Raw genomic sequence first — 16557 nt, forward strand, 5'->3', positions numbered from 1 at the left:
TTCTTTTCATATTATACGTGGTTTACCGAGAGAAAAAAAGAGATTCCTATAATAATTACGGAAGATTCATCAAATGTTTATAGAAATGAAAAAAGAACGAAATCTTAACGATTTCGTTCTTGGGTTGTTTCATAATGGGCTCTTGGTCCACCAATATATTTAGGACGAGAATATAATGCTGTAACATGAGCCGCACCTAACGTTCGAATGCTCAAGCGAAGAGGAACTTGCACATGTTTTACATGCATACCGATAGATGTATCGCCAATGTCAATCCCTGCTTGAGCAACAATATGCTCCACTTCCACAGGTTCATCAAATTTTTCAAAGGCAGCCACTGAACAAGAACCGCCAGCATGTAATTGTGGTACTACCGAGACAATTTCAAAGCCTTTTTCTTCAGCCACACGACGTTCCATCGCTAAAGCACGATTAATATGTTCGCATCCTTGGACAGCCAAAGAGATGCCTTTTTTATCTAATTGTTCAATTAAGGTTGAGACAATCCATTGTCCTACTTCGGCACTGGAATTTTTACCAATGACGCCACCTACTACCTCGCTGGTGGTACAACCTAAAACAAATAGGTCCCCTTTTTGTAAATTTCCTGCTGTAATGACTTCTTCTGTAATTGTCACTAACTGTTCTTTTAACATTTTTTCATCGATAGTCATTTGTTCATCCTTCTTTCTTCTAAACGACCATTTTTTGGTAACACACGTTTTAATGTTTGACTAAGAGGCAATGCTACAATCACCCCAAATAAGGATTGAATGATATTCCCTGGTAATGAGGCAATCCCCGCACCCACGCCGTAAAGCCAGCTAGTCGCTAAAGCATACCCGCTAATCATGAGGAGACTGGCTAAAAGTAATCCTAGCGTTTGCATCTTTTTATTTTTATTAAAGAAGTGCCCTGCTAACCAACCTTGTCCGCCATGAATCAATAACGAAAAAACGAACCATTGTGGATAGCCTGACAATAAATCAATTAAACCACCGCTTAAAGCTCCGACTGTCAAGCCACCAATCGGACCAAAAAGTAAACTAGCAATGTAAATCCCTGCATCCGCCAATGTAACAAAGCCATTTGTTGCTGGGACGGGGATAATAAAGACCATTGACACAGCCACTGTTAAAGCGGTAATTACTGCATATAGACTAATTTTTCTTGTCATTATCCGCCACACCTCCTGCTAGTAATCCTTCATGCCACACACTTCCAAAAGCTGCATTTAGCTGGACCCCAGAAACAATGGCTTCATGAACGTATGTTTTTGCTAAATCAACTGCTTCAATTAACGGATATCCTTTAACTAAATTCGCACCAATTGCAGAAGCAAAGGAACAACCAGCGCCATCAATGGTGTGGGCCATTACTTTTTCTTTGACCAATTGAATATGTTGTTGTCCATCATAAAAAAAGTCACGTGCTTCTTGGCCAAGCCAACGATTACCACCTTTAATCACCACCGTTGCCGCTCCTAAAGAGTTTAACTCTTCCGCCGCTTGTTGGACTTCTTCGACGGTTGTTAATTTTCTGCCAATGAGTAATTCTGCTTCTTTTAAATTAGGCGTTATAATCGTTGCGAATGGAAAAAGTTTTTCAATCAATAACTGCATGTATCTTTTTTCATAAACTGAAGTCGTTTCTTTAAAAGCCAAGACAGGATCCAACACCACCGGCAGACCTGCGTGCTTTTTCAAAAAGGTTGCAATTTGTAGCATACTTTCTTCACTGTGAATCAAGCCAATCTTGATGCCGTCTAAACTCCCGGCAGGTATGGAAGCGAGTTGCTCTTTCACCAAAGAAGTCTCAAGGTCATGAATCTGAAAATGATTCTTGGGGGCTGTAGCAAGGCAAGTTAAAGTTGATAAGCCAAAGACTTGATGATTTTCAAACGTTTTTAAATCTGTTTGAATCCCGCCACCTGAAAAAGGATCGGAACCGCCAATTGTTAAAATTATTTTTGTCATTTGTTTCGCTCCTTTATACACTCAGTTATCATACAAAGTTTTCTAAAAAGAAAAAACAGCCAATTGGCAGATTTTTAGCTCAGCCACTTTTTAAGTCTTTCGTTATCTTTTTCCTTCCCAAAGAAAGAGTGACCTCATCCGTCAATGAAGTCACTCTTTCTTTGGATTTAACACTTATTCGTCAATGGCTGTTACATCAATGTTTAATTCAAACAATTGTAATGGAGAAACTAAACTTGGTGCGTTGTTCATTGGGTCAATTGCTTTCCCGTTTTTAGGGAAGGCAATCACTTCACGAATATTTTCTTCCCCAGCCAATAGCATTGCTAAGCGGTCTAGCCCTAAAGCAATCCCTCCATGTGGCGGGAAGCCGTAATCTAATGCGTCTAGCAAGAAACCAAATTGGTCTTGTGCTTCTTCTTTTGTAAAACCTAACGTTTCAAACATTTTTTCTTGTAATTCTCGTGTATGGATCCGTAATGAGCCGCCACCTAATTCGTAGCCGTTTAAGACAACATCGTAAGCTTCCGCATACACAGAGGCTGGGTCTGTTGCTAAGCGGGCCACATCCTCTGCTTTTGGTTGTGTAAATGGATGATGAGCAGAAACATAGCGGCCAGCTTCTTCATCATATTCAAACAACGGCCAATCCACAATCCATAAGAAATTGAATTTCGATTCATCAATTAAACCTAATTCTTTACCTAAACGTGTACGTACCGCACCTAAAGCAGCGGCTACGATTTCAGGTTTATCGGCACCAAACATTAAAATATCACCGACTTCTGCATTGGTAGCAGCAATTAATTCATCACTAACTTCTGTTAAGAATTTAGCAATTGGTCCTTTTAAGCCATCTTCTTCAACTTTTAACCAAGCTAAGCCTTTTGCACCAAATTGACTCACATACTTACCTAAGTTATCCATATCTTTACGAGAATACTTATCTGCGGCGCCTTTTGCATTCAAAGCCTTCACATGTCCGCCATTTTCCAACGCTGCTTGGAAAACTTTGAAGTCTACGTCTTTCACTACCTCTGCAACATCAATTAATTCCATAGCAAAACGAGTGTCGGGTTTATCGCTACCATAGCGTGCCATCGCTTCGTCATAGCTCATTCGTGGAAACGGAACAGAAATCTCAATTCCTTTTGTCTCTTTCATCACTTCAGCCAACATATTTTCTGTATATGTTTGAATTTCTTCTGGTGTTAAAAAGGTCGTTTCAATATCGATTTGTGTAAATTCTGGCTGACGGTCGCCTCGTAAATCTTCATCACGGAAACAACGAACGATTTGGTAATAGCGATCGAAGCCTGCCCCCATTAATAATTGTTTAAAGAGTTGTGGTGATTGTGGTAAAGCATAAAAATGACCGGCATGGACACGAGAAGGAACCAAATAATCGCGAGCGCCTTCTGGTGTTGATTTGCCTAAATAAGGAGTTTCAATGTCTAAAAAGTCATGATTATCTAAATAGTGACGGATTGTTTTCGTTACTTGGTGACGTAATTTAATGTTGTTTGTCATTGATGGACGACGTAAATCTAAATAACGATATTTCATGCGCAATTCGTCATTAACGTTATTGTCATCTTCAATGGTAAATGGCGTTGTTTTCGCAGTATTTAAAATCGTAATGTCAGTCGCCATCACTTCAAACTCGCCAGTTTTCATTTTGGGATTAATCGCTTCTTTATCACGATAAACGACTTGACCTTTAACTTCGATGACGTATTCACTACGACATTTATCAGCAATTTCCCATGCTTCTTTTGACTTTTCTGGGTTAAAGACCACTTGGACGATTCCTTCACGGTCACGTAAATCAATAAAGATAACGCCTCCTAAGTCACGACGTTTTTGAACCCATCCTTTTAATACAACTTCTTTTTCAATAAATTCGGCAGATACATTGCCGCAATAGGTTGTGCGTTTTTCCATTTCTCAATCTCTCCTTTTTATTCTTCAATCATTTTTGTCATCATTTCGTCATACACTTCATCAAATGAATCATGAATAGCACTTAACGGGAAGGCTTTTTCTTCGCGTGTTGCCATTGATTTTACGTTGACAATGCCTTCATTCAATTCATTTTCACCGATTGTTAAAACTAATTTTGCTTGTAATTTATCGGCCGTTTTAAATTGCGCTTTTGGTTTGCGATTCATGTAATCACGATCAGCTGAGAAACCAAAGTTACGAATGCTTTGAACAAGTTGCAAAGCTGCGACGTTGGTGTCTGAACCAATCCCAACCACATATGCGTCTAATTCAGATAACGCTGGAATCACAACTTCTTCAGCTTCCATTGTTAACAACACTCGCTCAATGCCCATACCAAAACCAAAACCTGGTGTGTCTGGGCCGCCTAATTCTTCAACTAAACCATTGTATCGGCCTCCTGCACAAATAGTTGATTGCGCACCCATTTTAGGCGCTTCACTCATAATTTCAAAAATTGTGTGTGTATAATAATCCAGGCCACGAACCATATTACTATCAATTTCATAAGGAATTTCTAGTAAATCTAACATATCAGTTACTGCTTCAAAATGTGCTTTAGATGGTTCATTTAAATAATCCAAAATGGAGGGCGCTTCTGCGACAATCACCTTGTCTTTTTTATCTTTGCTGTCTAACACCCGCAATGGGTTTTCGTGTAAGCGACGTTGTGAATCCTCGCTTAATTCTGCCATATGGGGCTCTAAATAATCGATTAATGCTTGACGGTACGTAGCACGTGTTTCTTTATCCCCCAAGGAATTAATAACTAATTTGATTTGTTGGATGCCTAATTGTTTGAAGAAGTCCAAAGCCATAGCCATGATTTCAACATCCAATGCTGGGTTTTCACTACCAAATGCTTCCACACCAATTTGATGGAATTGACGCAAACGACCAGCTTGTGGGCGTTCATAGCGGAACATCGGCCCCATGTAATAGGTTTTATATGGTTTCGTATATTCCGGACCATATAATTTATTTTCAACGAAGGCCCGAACAATTGGCGCTGTCCCCTCAGGACGTAGCGTCACGTGACGGTCTCCTTTATCATAAAAATCATACATTTCTTTTGAAACAATATCTGTGGTATCGCCAACACTGCGAGATATTACTTCATAATGTTCAAAAATCGGGGTTCTGATTTCTTGGTATTGATAATCTTTAAAAATCAAACGAGCTGTTTCTTCCACAAATTGCCATTTTTCAGAAGTTCCTGGCAAAATATCGTTTGTTCCTTTTGGTTTTTGATAACTCATTGTCTTTCTCTCCTTCTATCATTCCACAAAAATGTGTGCGCCATTTTCTTTTTTCTAAAAATGAAAAAAGCCCTTGTATGTTGAACATACAAGGGCGTAAAAGTCTCTTTTACACGGTACCACCTAGTTTTGAAAGATTTTACTCTTTCCTCAACGATTAACGCTCGTAACGGGACGGCTTTTCTTCCGTCCATCTCCAGAATGTCTTTCACTTTCACTGTTGAAGTTGCTCTCAGCCACGGCAACTCTCTCTTCGCAGACAGATGAAACTTACTCGTTCCTTCGTAGATTTTTAATATTATCTATAAACTACTAAAGTTCTCTTAGAAAGTCAAGGGGTTCCGACAGGAAAATCAATTATTTTTCTCGTGTATCAATCACAATGGTCACTGGACCATCATTGGTCAACGACACTTGCATATCCGCGCCAAATTCTCCTGTGGCTACCGCTATTCCTTCTGCTTCTAATTGTTGATTAAATAATTCATACAAAGGAATCGCCACATCTGGACGAGCCGCTTCAATAAAACTGGGACGATTGCCTTTTTTAGTTTTTGCATAGAGGGTAAATTGAGAGATACTCAAAATTGATCCTTCAATCTCTTGAATACTGCGATTCATTTTTCCTTCGTCATCTTCAAAAACACGCAATTTACTGATTTTGCCAACAACATAAGCCACATCTTCTGGCGTGTCTTCTTGATGAATCCCCACCAGCACCATGAAGCCTTGTTTGATTTGTCCCACTATCTGCTCTTCTATCGCAACTTGTGCTTGACTGACTCTTTGAATAACTACTTTCATCTTTTTTGCCTCACTTTTAACACTTACCCATTGGTTCGACGAACACTATAAACATCTGGTACACTTTTAATTTTGTCAACGATGGTTTTTAAATGAGAAAGGTTTTGAATTTTCACAGTAACATGAATCTGGGCCATCTTATCTTTGGATGGACGAGCTTCAACGCCGACTAAATTTTTTGTCATCGAACTAATGACTTGTAAAACATCACTCAGTAAGCCACTACGATCATAGCCGTAAATCTCCAAATCGGCAGCGTATTCTTTGCGACTGTGCTCGGTATCTTCCCACTCAACTTCAATTAGACGTTGTGCTAGTTCTTCTTGATGTTGTACGTTAGGACAGTCCGCACGATGAATTGAAACGCCACGTCCTTTGGTAATGTAACCAACGATTTCATCACCAGGCACTGGATTACAACAGCGGCTTAAACGAATCAATAGGTTGTCCACCCCTTGAATCACGATGCCGCCTTCATGACGAACTTTCATTTTTTCTGATTCTTTTTTAGCTGGCTGATTTAACAACTCTTCTGCTTCTTGACGTTGGCGTTCCAACTCTTGTTCGCGGCGTTCTTTTTCTGTTAAACGATTGCACACTACTTGCGCACTTACTTCGCCATAACCTACTGCCGCAAATAAATCATCTTCCGTTTGAAATTTAAATTTATCTAACACTTCCGCCATTTTATTCTTCGTTAAAAATTCTTTCGGTGTAAAGCCGATTTCTGTCATGTATTTAATGACAGCATCATGCCCTTTAATAATGTTATCTTCACGGTCTTGTTCTTTAAAGAAACGTTTGATTTTATTTTTGGCTTTACTTGTTTTAACCATTTTCAGCCAGTCGCGACTAGGTCCGAAAGAATTCGGTGATGTTAGGACTTCAATAATATCCCCATTTTTTAGGACATAGTCTAACTGTACCATTTTGCCGTTGACCTTCGCACCGGTTGTTTTATTCCCAATTTCAGTATGGATACTGTAAGCAAAATCTAGTGGTCCGGAGCCTTTTGGCAGTTCGGTTACATCTCCACTTGGCGTAAAGACATAGACTTTGTCGCTAAAAATGTCTTCTTTCACACCTTGCATAAATTCAGAAGCATCATAGCTTTCATCTTGTAATTCAATAATTTCATGGAACCAATCGACTTGCTTCGTCAGTTCATCTGTTTCAATTTTTTCCGCTTTGCCTTCTTTATAGGCCCAGTGAGCCGCCACCCCAAATTCGGCGATTTGGTGCATCTCATGGGTCCGAATTTGGACCTCTACTGGATTCCCTTTTGGTCCAATAACTGTCGTATGGATAGATTGATACATATTCGCTTTTGGCATAGCAATATAATCTTTAAAGCGACCTGGCATTGGTGTCCAACGTGTATGAATCGCCCCTAACACGGCATAGCAATCTTTAATGGAATCGACAATAACACGAATGGCTAATAAGTCATAGATTTCATTAAACTGTTTCTTTTGGTCCTTCATTTTACGATAGATTGAATAAATATGTTTTGGTCGACCATATATTTCTGCGTAAATTTCTAAATCTTCCGTAGCTAAACGAATATCTTCGACTGCTTCTGCCACATAAGCTTCACGTTCATCGCGTTTGCTTTGCATCAAATTAACAATTCGATAGTATTGGTTGGGGTTAATATAACGTAAGGCAGTATCTTCTAATTCCCATTTAATTCGACTAATCCCTAAGCGATGTGCTAAAGGCGCATAAATTTCTAAAGTTTCTTGTGCAATCCGTCGTTGCTTATCTTCACGTAAATGTTTTAATGTGCGCATATTGTGCAAACGATCGGCTAGTTTCACCATAATGACCCGTAAATCTTGCGCCATTGCCAATAACATTTTCCGATGATTTTCAGCTAATTGTTCTTCATGAGATTTATATTTAATTTTTCCTAGTTTCGTCACGCCATCGACTAACATTGCGATGTCTTCGCCAAATTCTTCTTTTAAATCGTCCAGTGTTACGTCCGTATCTTCGACAACATCATGTAAAAATCCTGTTGCTACAGTATGGGGATCCATATGTAATTCAGCCAGAATGCCTGCCACTTGAATCGGATGGATGATGTAAGGTTCACCTGATTGTCGGACTTGACCTTCGTGTGCTTTTTCAGCATAAGTTAATGCTTTTTGAACCAACTCAACATGTTCTGGTCCCATATAGGTACTTACAATTTTGATGACCGCTGGGCCTGTCAGTATTTCTTCTTTTGGCATGGTATTCACTCCTCTATGAAGGTGACCTTTGGATAAAGAACACTTCGTTCACGTTTTATCTATTTTAATAAAAAAGAAAAGTACCACTTGAAACAGTAGCACTTTCAACAACTCTATTATACTAAATTTCCCTTAAATTTCAATCACTGTCGCTTTTTTACTCTCTGTTTATTTAAAGAGAATGCCTACAAGAATTTTACAGGCGGGCTTTCGTTTAATTTAAAAGTTCCATTTGGTAGCTAACCACACTTAAAAGATACAACGGTGCTGTTTCTGCTCGTAAAATTCTCGGACCCAACCCGCAAAGTTTCGCCCCAGCCTGCAGAAATTGTTCAATTTCTTGCGGTGCAAAGCCACCTTCAGGTCCAAAGAGCACACACAAACGTGCGCCTGGCTGGCAAGTGGATAATACTTGTGCTAATTGACTTTTTTCTCCTTGTTTTGCTGATTCTTCATACGCAACCAAGACTGTGTCATATGAGTCAAATTGCGCAATGATTTCTTGTGTTTTTTCCACCAAAGAAACACTTGGTGTCTGCTGTCGATGCGATTGCTCCGCCGCTTCTGTGGCAATTTTTTGTAATCTTTTTTCTTTGGCTGCTCTTTTTTTGTGGTCCCATTTGACAACGGAAGTTTTCGCAGGAAAGCCGATAAACTGATTGCCACCTAGCTCCGTGCCTTTTTGAACAATCCATTCTAACTTGTCCCCTTTTGGTAACCCACACGCAATCGTCACTTCAATTGGCAATTCTTTGTCCATTTCTTCTTTACTAATTTCTTTAAAGTAAACAGATGTTGAATCAATTTCCACAATCTCAGCTAAAATGGCAGTTTTATTTTGAAATACTAAATAACAACGATCATTCGGCGTCATTCGCATAACTCGCACAATATGATGATAGTTTTCATCTGCGACTTTATACAAATCTTTTTCTTGATAATCTTCTTTCATGAAATACCGTTGCATTTTACTCTTCCTCTGGTTTCTTCAAGATAATCGCATACCAATCGCCTTGATTAAAGAGTTGGTCCACCACAAAACCGACTTTCGTTAGTGCTTCTAAAACCATTGCTTTTTTATCTTCAATAATTCCAGAAATAATGAAGGTACCGTCTTGTTTTAGCAAACGCCAAGCATCTTCAATCATTAACACAATAATATCTGCCAAAATATTTGCGACGATTACATCAGCAGAATGGTCAATCCCTTTTAGTAAATCATTGGCTGACACATGAACATCGGCCGCAATGGGATTTAAATCCATATTTTCTTTTGCCGCTGCAACTGCTACTTCATCTAAATCATATGCGTAGACGTCTTTAGCCCCTAAATAGCGACTTGCAATACTCAAAACACCAGAACCCGTTCCTACATCTAGAACTGTTTCGCCACCACGTAAAACAGTTTCTAAAGCTTGCAAGGTTAAACGAGTCGTTGGATGCGTGCCTGTACCGAAAGCCATGCCCGGATCCAATGTGATAATTTTTTCTGCTTCATCTTGTGCGTGATAGGCTTCCCAACTTGGCACAATCGTTAAGAATCGTGTGACACGGACAGGATGATAATATTTTTTCCAAGCAGTTGCCCAGTCGCTTTCTGCTACTTCACTAATTGTCATTTCGTTTTTACCAATGGATAAGCCGTACTCAGGCAAGCGTAAAATATTTTCTTTCATAAATGGTAAAATTTCTGGTAAGAAGGTTGTTTCAGGAAAATAAGCCATCACAATCGCTCCTTCTTTAATGTGGGTGAATTGCTCTTTATCTAAAATTTCCCCATACAGATCACTTTCAAAATTTTCAATGTCCAACGCATCTTCAATGGCCACGCCACTTGCGCCAGCTTCCATCATAATGTTTGAAATTGCTTCAACTGCTTCGCTAGCCGTTTCTACTTTTACTTCTGTCCACTTCATGTTCTCACCTCTAAATTAATAACTTGGATACGCAATCCATTGTTCTTTTTCTGTTTCTGCCACTTTTTTAATCATCGCTTCAAAATCTGCTGGCTCCCAATGCAATTCAAAAACTTCCGCTGTTTCATCTGATAAAAAGTCTAACAAATCACTTTGCCCTTCATCTAAAACCACTTTTAAATAGTGAATGAATCCGTCTAAAACTGCTTTGCGTAGCCCTTTTTTTCCTTCATAAGGAATTGTGACTAAATACTCTTCGTCATCAACGACAGACTTTTGCGGATTGTAAAATAACAAACCATCTTCAAATTCAATGAATTCTTCTTCTGAAAGCGTACCATCAACATCATCAATCGCCACTTGCTCATTGTTTTCTGCATATAAACGAACAATGACTTCGATGGTATGGTTTTTACGATCCCAATCAAGGCCTACTTCGTAATCTCCTAAGTGTTTTTCAAGTTGTTCCTCTAAGTATGTGAGCATTGTTGCTTTTTTCATTTTCTTCATCCTTCCAGCCAAAATCTATTTGGTCTACTGCTGTTCTTTTTTGTTTAGAAATATATGGATTGCCAGCCACGACGTATCTTAAAGGCAACTCTGTCCAACGACCTTTATTGGGAATCCCAATTCGTGGTAGTGCCTCAATTTTTTTCGGAAATTTTCGTTTTTCTGGCACGAGCCGTAACGAACTAGAAAAAATCGACTGCCCATATAATTGCTTATCAATTCCTAAGGCTGCAACTAATTTACCTGGTCCATTGGTCAATTCCACGCCTTGACGTCCTTGGCGATTTTCAATCATTTTGTCGACACCTTCAACAGGTTCAATCGCGCGGATCATCACCCCTTGTGGTTTGCCTTGTTCTTGTGTCACCATATTTAAAATTAAATGCGTGTGCATAGTATATAAATAAATCGTACCTGGTTTGTCATACATGGCTTGTAAGCGTGGCGTTTTTCTCAAGCCAAAGCTATGGGCCGCCTCATCATCAGGACCTAAATAAGCTTCTGCATCCACAATGTACCCACCTAAAACGCCTGTTGCTGTTTCGTGCTCTAAATACATCCCTAACAAGTATTGTGCCACTTCTTCAGTTGTTTTTGTGTTAAAGATATTTATCGTTTCTTTCATTTCTTTCACCACTCCCTATCATACACGAAACCTTCCGCTATATCCATCTAAAACCCAAAAAACCACCAAAAAGCGAATGTACGTTCTTTATGTTATAATAAGATGATTATGAAAAAGGAGGTCCTTTTATGCAACAACCTTTAGCCTATCGAATGCGACCTCGTCACTTAGACGAAGTAGTTGGTCAACAACATTTAGTCGGCCCTGGTAAAATTATTCGTCGGATGGTCGAAGCCAAAATGCTTTCATCGATGATTCTTTATGGGCCGCCTGGCACTGGAAAAACCAGTATTGCCAGCGCAATCGCTGGTTCAACAAATTATGCCTTTCGCATGTTGAACGCGGCCACAGACACCAAAAAAGATTTACAAATCGTTGCTGAAGAAGCCAAAATGAGTGGCACAGTGATTTTACTGCTTGATGAAATTCACCGATTAGATAAAACAAAACAAGATTTTTTGCTCCCTCATTTAGAAAACGGACGAATTATTATGATTGGAGCCACTACCGAAAATCCATATATCACAATTAATCCTGCGATTCGTAGTCGTACGCAAATCTTTGAAGTAAAGCCCTTAACGGAAACAGACATTCAGCAAGCGATTCAAGAAGCCTTAACCGATAGCACACGTGGCTTAGGCGATTATCCTGTCCACTTAGAAGAAAAAGCATTACAACATTTGACACGCGCAACGAACGGTGACTTACGTAGTGCGCTAAATGGACTAGAATTAGCTGTTAAATCAACACCCAAAAATGAACAAGGCGAAATTAAGATCACCTTACCGATTATTGAAGAGTGCGTGCAACGAAAAGCCTTAACGCATGATAAAGATGGCGATGCCCATTATGACGTGATTTCCGCTTTCCAAAAGTCGATTCGAGGAAGCGATGTAGATGCTGCACTTCATTATTTGGGTCGCTTAGTTGAAGCAGGTGATTTACCGATTATTTGTCGTCGTTTAATGGTCATTGCTTACGAGGATATCGGTCTTGGGAATCCTGCGGCCGCCGCTCGGACGGTCACCGCTGTTCAAGCCGCCGAAAAGCTAGGGTTTCCAGAAGCTAGGATTCCTCTAGCTAGTGTCGTCATTGATTTATGTTTATCGCCAAAATCAAATTCTGCAGTCACAGCGATTGATGCTGCTTTGGCAGATATTCGACAAGGCTCTGTGGGAGATGTTCCTGATCATTTACGTGATGCCCACTATGCTGGAGCCAAAGAATTAAACCGTGGCATTGGTTATCAATACCCACATAATTTTGAAAACGGTTGGGTCAATCAGCAATACTTACCTGACAAATTAAAAGAGGCACGTTATTACGAACCGATTGATATTGGTAAATATGAACAAGCCTTACATCAGCAACTCAAGCGTATCCAAGAATGGAAACAGAAAAAATAACAAAATAATACGCTTTCAAAAAAAGAAACAATCTCGTTGCCGATTTTGAGAGAGTATGCTATTATAAAGATGGTAAATCTGTGATGTACGCGTTGTCCTTTCACTGTGTTGACCGAACATTTTTATTGATATCTAGGGATCCTGCTTGTATCAAAGTTGGTAACATGCCTTTTCTTTTGGTAGTTCAATACTGCGATCGAGGAACCCACCTGCTTATCTTGCGGGTTCAATACTCTAGGACGATTACCGGCATCGACGGATTTTACCATTTTTATGAAGATTTCTAAACAATTTGCTCTGGCAAGTTGTTTTTTTTTGGAGGACAAGATGATTCGTATACTCGTACTATTACTCGCCGTTGTCACAGGCGTAGCCAGTTATTATTTGATGAAGAAAAGTGCAGCTTTTTTACCACTCTTAAAAAAAGAAACTGCAACAGAAAGTCAACAGTTTATCGAACGTTTTGGGCGTTATTACTTGATTATCGCCATTCTAGGTGTTCTAGCGGCTATTTTTAATCGCCCGTTATTGTCAATTGGTTTTATCTTTTTTGTTTTATTACTTTCAACGTTGTTTAGTTTAACTTTTGCAAAAAAAATGTCATAAAAGACGATGAATTTAAAGAGGTCGGGACAGAAGTGTTTAACTCCGAGAAATAAGAAGGAATTTCCGAAAATTGTTCTTTAATTTTTGGAGAATTTCGGCTTATTTCCGAAGGAGTTGCTTCTGTTTCCGCCGTTTATCAATTTTTAAGCCTGGGACAAAAATCCAAAGTGATTTTTGTCCCAGGTTCTTTTTTTACAAAAAAAATGCCAATATTCAGAAAAAAAAGAAGCGGTTTCAGTTTCTTTTTTTCTTTGTTTGTTTTACAATTATTATAGAAACAATTAATGATTTTTTTTACGCTGAAAGGAGCGGTTATTATGTTACAACAATATCAAAAAATTATGATAGCAATCGATGGTTCTGACGAAGCAGACTTAGCCTTTAAAAAAGCGGTCAACGTCGCTAAACGAAACGATGCTGAATTACTATTAGCACATGTTGTTGATACGCGCTCTTTCCAATCAGTGTCCTCTTTTGATGGTGCGCTAGCAGAAGAAGCAATGTCAATGGCAAAAGAAACCTTAGACACCTACCAACAACAAGCGGTGGATATGGGACAAACAAAAGTCTCTAGCGTTCTAGCCTATGGTTCTCCTAAGAACATTATTGCCAAAGAATTACCAAAAGAATACAACATTGATTTAATTATGTTAGGAGCAACTGGATTAAATGCCGTTGAGCGTTTATTTATTGGCTCTGTCTCTGAATCAGTTATCCGTAACGCTAGTTGCGATGTTCTCGTTGTACGGACGGATTTAGACAACAAATTACCAAAAAATGAAGAAAAATAAAAAGAAACTGAGCCAACTATCACTTTTGATAGTTGGCTCAGTTTTTTCTTATTTACCTATTAAGCACACCTTGTGAGAGTGTCTCACAAGGTGTGTTCGTTTAATTATTTTAGACGTTCTACGTCACGGGCAATCATTAACTCTTCATCAGTTGGTACTAATAGAAGCTTGATTTTTGAATCATCAGTTGAGATAACTGCTTCTTCACCGTGTACATTATTTTTGTCATTATCGATTTCACAACCAAACCAAGTCATGCCATCAATAATATCTTTACGAACGCCAACTGCATTTTCACCGATTCCAGCAGTAAAGACAATCGCATCAACGCCATTCATAACAGTGACATAGCTACCAATGTATTTACGAATACGATCGATAAAAATGTTGTATGCTGTTTGAACTTCAGGTTTATCTAAGTTTGATTGAATATCGCGCATGTCGCTTGATAAACCATTTGTTAAACCTAATAAACCAGATTTTTTGTTTAAAATATCAACCATGTCTTGTACATCAGTCAAGCCAAGTTTTGTCATTAAATAAGGCAATAGTGACGCATCAACATCCCCTGAACGAGTCCCCATTGTAACGCCAGCAAGAGGAGTGAAGCCCATTGATGTATCGACTGATTTTCCACCATCAACTGCAGTGATTGAAGCACCATTTCCTAAGTGACAAGTGATAATTTTTAAGTCTTCAATTGGACGACCTAACATTTCTGCAGCACGTTGAGAGACATAACGATGACTTGTTCCATGTGCCCCATATTTACGTGCAGCAAATTTTTCATAGTATTCACGCGGTACACTATATAAATAGTTGTGTTCTGGCATTGTTGTGTGGAACGACGTATCAAAGACTGCCACGCTAATGATTTCTGGTAAGATATGTTTAAATGCTTTAATTCCCATTGCATTCGCTGGGTTGTGTAAAGGTGCTAATTCAGATAAAGCTTCAATTTTTTCTAATACTTCGTCTGTAATAACAACAGAATCTTTAAATTCTTCTCCACCAGCAACTACACGGTGACCAACACCAGTAATTTCATCATAAGAGCCTAAAATGTTTAAGTCGATTAATTGGTCTAGTAACATTTTTACTGCCACTTCATGGTTATCAATATCAACAATTACTTCATATTTTTGTCCTTCACCATATTTAATTGTGAAGATAGAATCTTTTAAGCCAATACGTTCAACGATTCCTTTAGCGATCACTTCTTCATTTGGCATTTGGTATAATTGCCATTTTAAACTTGAACTACCTGCATTAATTGCAATTGTTTTAGACATAATTTTCTCCTCTTCGTTACTATTTTATTTTAAATTTGAAGCTTTCCAAGCTTCAAATTGTTTAAAGAACTCCGTTACTTTATTGATATCTTTCAAAGAGGCAAGTTTTGCTAACAAAACTTCCTTCACTTGCTCAGCATCTGCACCCTTGTTTTGAACAAGCAAGATACTTTTACGTGATTGTTCTGACTTAAACAATTCATCAGGTAACTGTATCATTCCTTGTAAATAGACGTTTTTTGTCAACCAATTTTTAAAGAATTCACTTTGCTCAGTCTCTAAAATATTGGTCGGGATTAAGAATAAGCCAAACCCTGCTGGCTTCACGTATTTCATGGCTTGTTCCATTAATAAATGATGCGCATAACTATGGCCTTCCTCAGCAGCAGCAGCAAATCCCTTCGCTCGCTCATCATTTGGATAATAGCCAATCGGCAAGTCACTTAATGCTAAATCAACTGGATCCAATAACAAATCTTGCAATCCGTCTTGATGGAACAACTGAATATTGGCTTGTGACCAAGCATTGTTCACAGAAGATACTGCCAAAAGTGTTTCATCGATATCCACACCATAACCAGAAACTTTGTAACCAGCTGTTTCAAGGTTCAGCAGAACCGTTAACAGTAAATTTCCCATTCCTGAAGCAGGATCTAAAATTTTTAATGGCTCTGATTTATTTGTTAATTGTTCTACTAAATAAACAAACAAAAAGCCAATACCGTCTGGCGTCAATTGATGATTTGCTTGAAGCTGCTCTTTTCTCGTTCCTTTTAACAAAAGTAATTGGGACAAGCGTCGCACATCTTCAGGAGCTAAATCAATTTTTTTAATCGTATGATACAGCGTTTCTAATTGTTTCACTGTCTCTGGATTAGGTACTCCGTCAAGTACTCGTACTTGAAAATCATCTAAAATATTTTCACCATTTTCAATATACGCATCTAAAAAAGAAGTATCCAATGACTGTTGCAATAACTGGATTGCTTGTTCCATTGGCTCGAAAGCCTCTTCAATTTTTTCTGGGAACAAATTAGCACCTCTATTCTATTCAAAATGTAACAACTTCCATACCTGTTTTATTTTAACGAAAAAAGAAAGAATAATCAATGCCTTTACTGTCTTTCTTCT

The 16557-nt window shown here is 38.7% G+C and carries 17 protein-coding genes and 1 other RNA gene; 4 read left to right on the forward strand and 14 right to left on the reverse strand.

Annotated elements, in window-relative coordinates:
* Positions 1–104 precede the first annotated feature (104 nt).
* From IGL90_RS08115 to IGL90_RS08170, 12 genes are all read right to left on the reverse strand, one after another.
* Positions 105–674 carry a TIGR01440 family protein gene (locus tag IGL90_RS08115; RefSeq protein ID WP_002365825.1) on the reverse strand — a complete coding sequence of 190 codons (570 nt, stop codon included), beginning with the start codon at positions 672–674 and terminating at the stop codon, positions 105–107.
* The gene (locus IGL90_RS08120) at positions 671–1177 is read right to left on the reverse strand and encodes an ECF transporter S component (protein WP_002357086.1); all 507 of its coding nucleotides are present in this window, start codon (positions 1175–1177) and stop codon (positions 671–673) included. Before IGL90_RS08120 ends, IGL90_RS08115 begins: the two co-directional genes overlap by 4 nt.
* Positions 1161–1997 (reverse strand): bifunctional hydroxymethylpyrimidine kinase/phosphomethylpyrimidine kinase, encoded by an 837-nt coding sequence (locus tag IGL90_RS08125; RefSeq protein WP_002385835.1) that lies wholly within the window; start codon positions 1995–1997, stop codon positions 1161–1163. The genes IGL90_RS08120 and IGL90_RS08125 overlap by 17 nt, the downstream gene beginning before the upstream one ends.
* Positions 1998–2150: 153 nt before the next feature.
* Positions 2151–3920 carry an aspartate--tRNA ligase gene (gene aspS / locus IGL90_RS08130; RefSeq protein ID WP_048736778.1) on the reverse strand — a complete coding sequence of 590 codons (1770 nt, stop codon included), beginning with the start codon at positions 3918–3920 and terminating at the stop codon, positions 2151–2153.
* A 17-nt stretch (positions 3921–3937) separates the two neighbouring features.
* Positions 3938–5239 (reverse strand): histidine--tRNA ligase, encoded by a 1302-nt coding sequence (gene hisS / locus IGL90_RS08135; protein WP_002366882.1) that lies wholly within the window; start codon positions 5237–5239, stop codon positions 3938–3940.
* A complete protein-coding gene (locus IGL90_RS08140; RefSeq protein WP_002383130.1) occupies positions 5236–5457 on the reverse strand; it encodes a hypothetical protein in 222 nt (73 codons plus the stop codon). The genes hisS and IGL90_RS08140 overlap by 4 nt, the downstream gene beginning before the upstream one ends.
* Before the next feature lie 139 nt (positions 5458–5596).
* Positions 5597–6043, reverse strand: a complete 447-nt coding sequence (gene dtd / locus IGL90_RS08145; protein ID WP_002357080.1) for a D-aminoacyl-tRNA deacylase — start codon at positions 6041–6043, stop codon at positions 5597–5599.
* 23 nt (positions 6044–6066) lie between these two features.
* Positions 6067–8280 (reverse strand): RelA/SpoT family protein, encoded by a 2214-nt coding sequence (locus IGL90_RS08150; protein WP_002357079.1) that lies wholly within the window; start codon positions 8278–8280, stop codon positions 6067–6069.
* Positions 8281–8494: 214 nt separating this feature from the next.
* A complete protein-coding gene (locus tag IGL90_RS08155; RefSeq protein WP_002370972.1) occupies positions 8495–9247 on the reverse strand; it encodes a 16S rRNA (uracil(1498)-N(3))-methyltransferase in 753 nt (250 codons plus the stop codon).
* A gap of 1 nt (position 9248) precedes the next feature.
* Entirely contained in the window at positions 9249–10196 is a 948-nt protein-coding gene (gene prmA / locus IGL90_RS08160) for a 50S ribosomal protein L11 methyltransferase (RefSeq protein WP_002357075.1), read from the reverse strand.
* A gap of 15 nt (positions 10197–10211) precedes the next feature.
* Positions 10212–10697: a DUF3013 family protein gene (locus IGL90_RS08165; protein ID WP_002388170.1), complete on the reverse strand. Its 486-nt coding sequence runs from the start codon at positions 10695–10697 to the stop codon at positions 10212–10214.
* A complete protein-coding gene (locus tag IGL90_RS08170) occupies positions 10654–11331 on the reverse strand; it encodes a DNA-3-methyladenine glycosylase (protein ID WP_002364174.1) in 678 nt (225 codons plus the stop codon). Before IGL90_RS08170 ends, IGL90_RS08165 begins: the two co-directional genes overlap by 44 nt.
* 128 nt (positions 11332–11459) lie before the next feature.
* On the opposite strand from IGL90_RS08170, the gene IGL90_RS08175 reads away from it, so the two are divergent.
* The 4 genes from IGL90_RS08175 (at position 11460) to IGL90_RS08190 (ending at position 14134) form a co-directional block, all read left to right on the forward strand.
* The gene (locus IGL90_RS08175) at positions 11460–12737 is read left to right on the forward strand and encodes a replication-associated recombination protein A (RefSeq protein ID WP_002360030.1); all 1278 of its coding nucleotides are present in this window, start codon (positions 11460–11462) and stop codon (positions 12735–12737) included.
* 72 nt (positions 12738–12809) lie between these two features.
* Positions 12810–13003, forward strand: a non-coding RNA gene (gene ssrS, locus IGL90_RS08180) — 6S RNA.
* 7 nt (positions 13004–13010) lie between these two features.
* Positions 13011–13343, forward strand: coding sequence for a hypothetical protein (locus IGL90_RS08185; RefSeq protein WP_002357068.1), 333 nt, complete (start codon positions 13011–13013; stop codon positions 13341–13343).
* A 317-nt stretch (positions 13344–13660) separates the two neighbouring features.
* Complete coding sequence (locus IGL90_RS08190; RefSeq protein WP_002357065.1) at positions 13661–14134, forward strand: universal stress protein; 474 nt, start codon at positions 13661–13663, stop codon at positions 14132–14134.
* A gap of 104 nt (positions 14135–14238) precedes the next feature.
* Here the strand turns inward: IGL90_RS08190 and IGL90_RS08195 are convergent, their stop codons facing one another.
* Positions 14239–15426 carry an acetate/propionate family kinase gene (locus IGL90_RS08195; protein WP_002362052.1) on the reverse strand — a complete coding sequence of 396 codons (1188 nt, stop codon included), beginning with the start codon at positions 15424–15426 and terminating at the stop codon, positions 14239–14241.
* A 24-nt stretch (positions 15427–15450) separates the two neighbouring features.
* Positions 15451–16458, reverse strand: a complete 1008-nt coding sequence (locus IGL90_RS08200) for a class I SAM-dependent methyltransferase (RefSeq protein WP_002357063.1) — start codon at positions 16456–16458, stop codon at positions 15451–15453.
* Positions 16459–16557 lie beyond the last annotated feature (99 nt).

The sequence above is a fragment of the Enterococcus sp. DIV1307a genome (genome assembly GCF_050537425.1).
Taxonomy (GTDB): Bacteria; Bacillota; Bacilli; order Lactobacillales; family Enterococcaceae; genus Enterococcus; species Enterococcus faecalis.